This is a genomic window from Bacteroidota bacterium (assembly GCA_034723125.1).
GTDB lineage: Bacteria > Bacteroidota > Bacteroidia > CAILMK01 > JAAYUY01 > JAYEOP01.
This window is the reverse complement of the sequence record JAYEOP010000065.1, coordinates 1-5,238: the sequence shown is the minus strand read 5'-3', so window position 1 is coordinate 5,238 and position 5,238 is coordinate 1. Positions and strand designations below refer to the sequence as shown.

Here is a 5,238-nt window from a genome sequence, read left to right as displayed (position 1 = left end):
GCTTAAAGTTATATCCAACCTTGGCTGTGCTGATTCACTTACAAAAATAGCTTTCATAAATGCCAAAATAAATGGAATTACAGAAGTTAGAAATTCTGAAATATTGATTTATCCAAACCCTTCAAACGAGAATATTTACATTAAATCAGAAACAAAAATTAAATCCATTAATTTATATAATTCCTTAGGAAAGTTAATTTTAGAAACTCAGAATTTAAGTGCAAAAAATTATGAATTGAACAAGCAAGTAAAAGGAATTTACTTTTTGAGAATTGCTTTGATGGATGGGAATGAGATATTAGAGAAAGTTGTTTTTGAATAAGTCTCTAAAATTAATAAAAACACCCCGAAATTTGTAAATATTAATTAGTCCACTCTAAAAAGTAATGAGTGCAGGTTTTGAAAATAAGGAATTGCCCCATTCCATAGAGGGAGTCCTTATTTTCAATTACTTCTCCCTTTAGGATTTGGAGTAGAAGGAACTAATACTAAACCACCATCAATTTAATTAAATAGAATCTAGTATTATGCCGATGGATTAGCATAGCTTGTACCGCAAAATTTCGGTACAAGCTATGATAACCTTTCGGTATAAAAATCATTTCAAGACTTTTTAGAATGGACTCAATAATCATATTTGCCAACAAGATTATTGTCATGTATATTTGCCAATAAAATTATTGGTAGATATGAAAAAAACAGAATGGATTCAGAACTCGGGATTTCTTAAAAAAATATAACTAATTCCAAAAATCGTAGCAACTTAATATATTGAAAGCCATGTAAATATCATAGCCAATGAAAGGCTAAAGGCTAAGACTAAGACTACATAACCAATGAATATATCAGAGATTCACCCATTTAAAAAATCCGTGAAAATCCGTGTTATCCGTGTTATCTGCGTTCTATCAACAAAGCCAAAAAAAAGTCTCACTTACTCTTATCAGGAAAGTCAGGAACATCAGGTATTTCTTGAGGATTTTCTTTAAGTTCCTTAAGAATAATTTCTATTGCTTTATTCAATTGTTGGTCAATTCCTGCGTATTCCTTTGCAGGGTCATTGTCAACAACAATGTCAGGGTCAACTCCGTATCCTTCAATTATCCAACCATTTTCATCATAAGTACCAAACTCCGGTTTGTAAAGAATTCCACCATCCACAAAAGGTAATGAACCACGAATTCCTGTTACTCCTCCCCATGATCTTTTGCCAATAATTTTACCAAGCTTATGCTTTTTAAATTGAAATGGAAAAAGGTCTCCGTCAGATGCAGAATATTCATTTATCAAACAAACCATAGGTCCGTGAAGCATTTGTTTTGGAGTAGCTGTTTTTACTGTATTTCTTGCAACATTTGCCCTTGATATTTCTCTTCTTAACCTCTCAATTATCATTGGAGAAACGTTACCACCGCCATTTCCTCTGTCATCAATTATCAATGCTTTTTTGCCAAGTTGAGGATAAAAATATTTTACAAATTCATTCAATCCGGCAACTCCCATATCAGGAATATGAATGTATCCGACTTTTCCATCTGTTGCTTCATTTACTTTTCTGATATTCTCTTGCACCCAATTGTAATAATACAATTTACTTTCATCAGCAATAGGAACAACAATAACATCCCTGCTATCACTTTCCGAAGCTTTTGAATTTACTGTTAACTCAACTTGCTTTCCTGCTTTTCCAATTAATGAAGCGTATATATTTTTCATATCCGCTGTGGATTCTCCGTTTACCGCAATTATGTAATCCCCTTCTTCAATGTTTACACCAACTTCGGTCAATGGTGACCTGAGACTGTTATTCCAGTTTTGACCATCTAATAATTTGTTTATTTTGTAAAATCCGTTTTTATCTTTTTTAAGTTCAGCACCCAAAAGTCCTGTTTTTATTCTTTTTGCTTTTGGTTTATCACCACCTCCAACATAAGCATGTCCAATGTTTAACTCACCAATCATCTCCCCTATTATGTAAGTAAGGTCATCACGATGTTTTACATATTTTACCAAAGGATTATATTTTTCATAAATTACATTCCAATCAAGACCATGCATCCCCGGATCGTAAAAGAAATCACGCATTTGCCTCCATGCTTCATCAAATATCTGTTGCCATTCCTCTTCTTTATTAATCTCAACTTTCAATTCCGAAATATCCACCAGTGATTCTTTTAATGAAATTTTTGCCTTTGGCAAATTGATTACATAATATTTACCGGATTTTGCAATCAACATTTTCTTTTTATCATTTGATATTTGGAAAGAGCCATAATTCCCTAAGTTCACTTCTTTCTGTTTTTCAAAGTCATAATATTTCAAATAACTTTTATCTCTATATTTTCTTGTTCCATAATAAATTTTATCACCAACAGGATTCAATCCGTAATAAGAAGCAGCTTTTACAGGCAAATTAATAATTCGCTGTTGCAATCCATCTATGTCAATTTTAACTTCAACTTCTTTAGTTTCTTCTTTGGATTTCTCTTTGTCCTTTTGTTCAATACTTGTTTCATCATTTTTTGGTTCAAATGGCGATTTTGTTTCTTTCGAAAGAGTTACAAAATAAATTTTACTCATGTCAACATAAGCATGATTCCACTCGGTCTGACTATAAATAGGATTAAAATCTCTTGATGAGGTAAAAAATAAGTATTTACCGTTATCACTAAAAACAGGACTACCTGAATTAAACCATCCTTCAGTAACAGCATGTTTTTTTGTTGTGCTCAATTCATAAAGATAAATTTTACTAAAAGTTTTTACTTCAGGTCTGCTAAAGCAAATCCATTTACTATCAGGCGACCAATTATAACTCCTAATTTCCCAACTCAAAGCCTTATCAACAACTGTAATTTTTTTTGATTCAATATCAACGTATTTGAGATTTAACTCCTTATCCGACCACATTATTTTTTTGCTATCGGGAGACCAATCAAGATTATATTTATAAGTACTTGCATTGTTTGTTAATTGAATAGCTTCTTCTTTTCCATCTTTTTTAATAATATAAATTTCAAACTCACCGCTTTTGTCTGATAAGTAAGCAATATATTTCCCATCAGGAGACCATACTGAATTTCGCTCATGTGATGAAGATGATTTTGTTAAATTTCGTGTAAAACCATGCTTTGTAGGAACAGTAAAAACCTCACCCCTTGCATTGAATAACAATCTTTTTGCATCGGGAGAAAGAGAATAGCCCTTAATAAATTTTGAAGCATCAACAATTTCTTTTCTTGAATAAATAAAATCATCAGCAATTTTTATTTCAACTTTTGATAACTTTTCAGAAGGAAGTTCCAATTTATAAATGTATCCTCCGTTTTCAAAAACTATTGCATTTTTCCCGAGAGAAGGAAATTTTATATCATATTTTTCAAAATTCGTAACTTTTTTTGTTTTAGCTGTACCAATGTCATAAACAAAGATATTCATTATTCTATCCCTGTCGGAAAGATAATAAATTTTGTTTTTGTACCACATTGGAATAATATCCTGATTATCATTTTTAGTAATATTTTGAATTTTTTTCGTTTTAAAATCAAATATCCAAACATCATCCGCCATTCCGCCTTTGTAATATTTCCAAGTTCTAAACTCACGCATTATTCTATTGTAAGCAAACTTATTTTTATCGGGTGAAAAAGAACAAAAACCACCACTTGGTAAAGGTAGTTGTTGTGAAATACCTCCATTAATATTTGCTTGAAACAACTGCCCGACAAAAGAATTAATACTTTTTTTTCTGCTTCTAAAAACTACGGTTTCATTATCTTTCCATGTAAGAACAATATTATTTGGTCCCATTCTATCAGCAATATCATCACGTCCGAGAGTAGCAGTAAAAGTTATTCTTTGAGGTTCACCACCAATTGCAGGCATAATATAAACCTCTCTGTTACCATCATATCCACCAGTAAAAGCAATGTTTTTCCCATCAGGAGAAAAACGAGCAAACATTTCATAACCTTCGTGGTTAGTCATTTTTCGTGCTAACCCACCTTCGGAATCAACAGTAAAGAGGTCTCCTGCATAAGAAAAAACAATCTGATTTTCATAAATTGTAGGAAATCTCAATAAACGTACTTCATCTTGTGCTGATACATTTCCAAAAATAATTAAAAAGGATAATACAAATAGGGAGTTTAAAATATTTTTCATAATTGATTTCTTTATAAATTAATTTCGTGCAAATTTATGATTTACTTTGATAATTTGAGAAATAAATTATTAATTCTATAATTGTATTAAATATTTTTTATTCCTATTCCTTAAAAAGTTATTTTAACCTTAAGTATCCAAAAGCTTAAAGAATTAACAAATATTATTGCATTGATTGTGTCCCCTTTCTAATTTCATTTTTTTCATATTTTCGGATTTTTTTAGAATGAACTGAACAATAAAATTAAAAACACTTTTAAGAGTACGGATAAATATACCTAATTTTGCAACAAAAATTGTAACGTTTGCTTTAGTATTTCGCTGAATATTAATATCTGAAATTTGAGATTATTTAAAATGAGAAAAACACTTGTACTTATTGGGTTTTTATTTGTGATGTTTAATTTGCAAGCACAAAACAACTTGTTTCTCAGATTTCAAGGAGGACCTTCACTTCCACTTTCTGATCTTGCTTCAAAAATTTACACTATAGATGAATGTGGAGGATTTGCAAAGTTAGGTTTTCATAGAGGAGTTGATATCGGTTATTTCTTTAATAAAAATATTGGCATTGGTTTAATGACTTCTAAAAACTTTCATTCTGTTGATACAAAAAGCTGGGAGAAAGAAGCATTTGAACCCGGAATAGATTCCATAGTTGAAGTTACTTCCGACAAATGGCTTATGAATTATCTCATGGGAGGAATCATTTTTAGGTATCCAATCAACGATAAATTTCAAATAAATGCTCGAATTTTTGCAGGTGTATTAAATACCACATCACCTGAAGTAGAAATATACGCTCTTGAATTCAATCAGACAGAAATTTATCTTGGTAGAGAATCTGCAAAGTCAAGTGTTTTTCAATACACATTAGCTTGCGGTATTGAATATTTGTTAAATAATTCTATTGCATTTTCACTAATGGCAAATTATTCCTCGGGAAGAAATAAATTTGAATATATGCAAGCATTGGAAAAAGATGTTCAGCAAAATTCTGTTATCAATTTTTCGGGTGGAGTAGTTTATTATTTTTTTTGAATTTATTTATTATTCATACATCATTTTTCAATA

At 30.7% G+C, this 5,238-nt stretch carries 3 protein-coding genes; 2 read left to right on the top strand and 1 reads right to left on the bottom strand.

The features are described from left to right. On the top strand, positions 1-322 hold a 322-nt coding region (locus U9R42_02100), incomplete at its 5' end, for a T9SS type A sorting domain-containing protein (protein MEA3494806.1). A 608-nt stretch (positions 323-930) separates the two neighbouring features. On the opposite strand, the gene U9R42_02095 is transcribed toward U9R42_02100, so the two are convergent. After that, positions 931-4,164: a PDZ domain-containing protein gene (locus U9R42_02095; protein ID MEA3494805.1), complete on the bottom strand. Its 3,234-nt coding sequence runs from the start codon at positions 4,162-4,164 to the stop codon at positions 931-933. A gap of 357 nt (positions 4,165-4,521) precedes the next feature. Here U9R42_02095 and U9R42_02090 point away from each other — a divergent pair, with 357 nt between their 5' ends. Then, entirely contained in the window at positions 4,522-5,205 is a 684-nt protein-coding gene (locus tag U9R42_02090; protein ID MEA3494804.1) for an outer membrane beta-barrel protein, read from the top strand. Positions 5,206-5,238 lie beyond the last annotated feature (33 nt).

Excerpts from the sequence above, each read along its gene's own strand:
- U9R42_02090 (MEA3494804.1), top strand. The coding sequence starts at position 4,522 with ATGAGAAAAACACTTGTACTTATTGGGTTTTTATTTGTGATGTTTAAT.
- U9R42_02095 (MEA3494805.1), bottom strand. The coding sequence starts at position 4,164 with ATGAAAAATATTTTAAACTCCCTATTTGTATTATCCTTTTTAATTATT.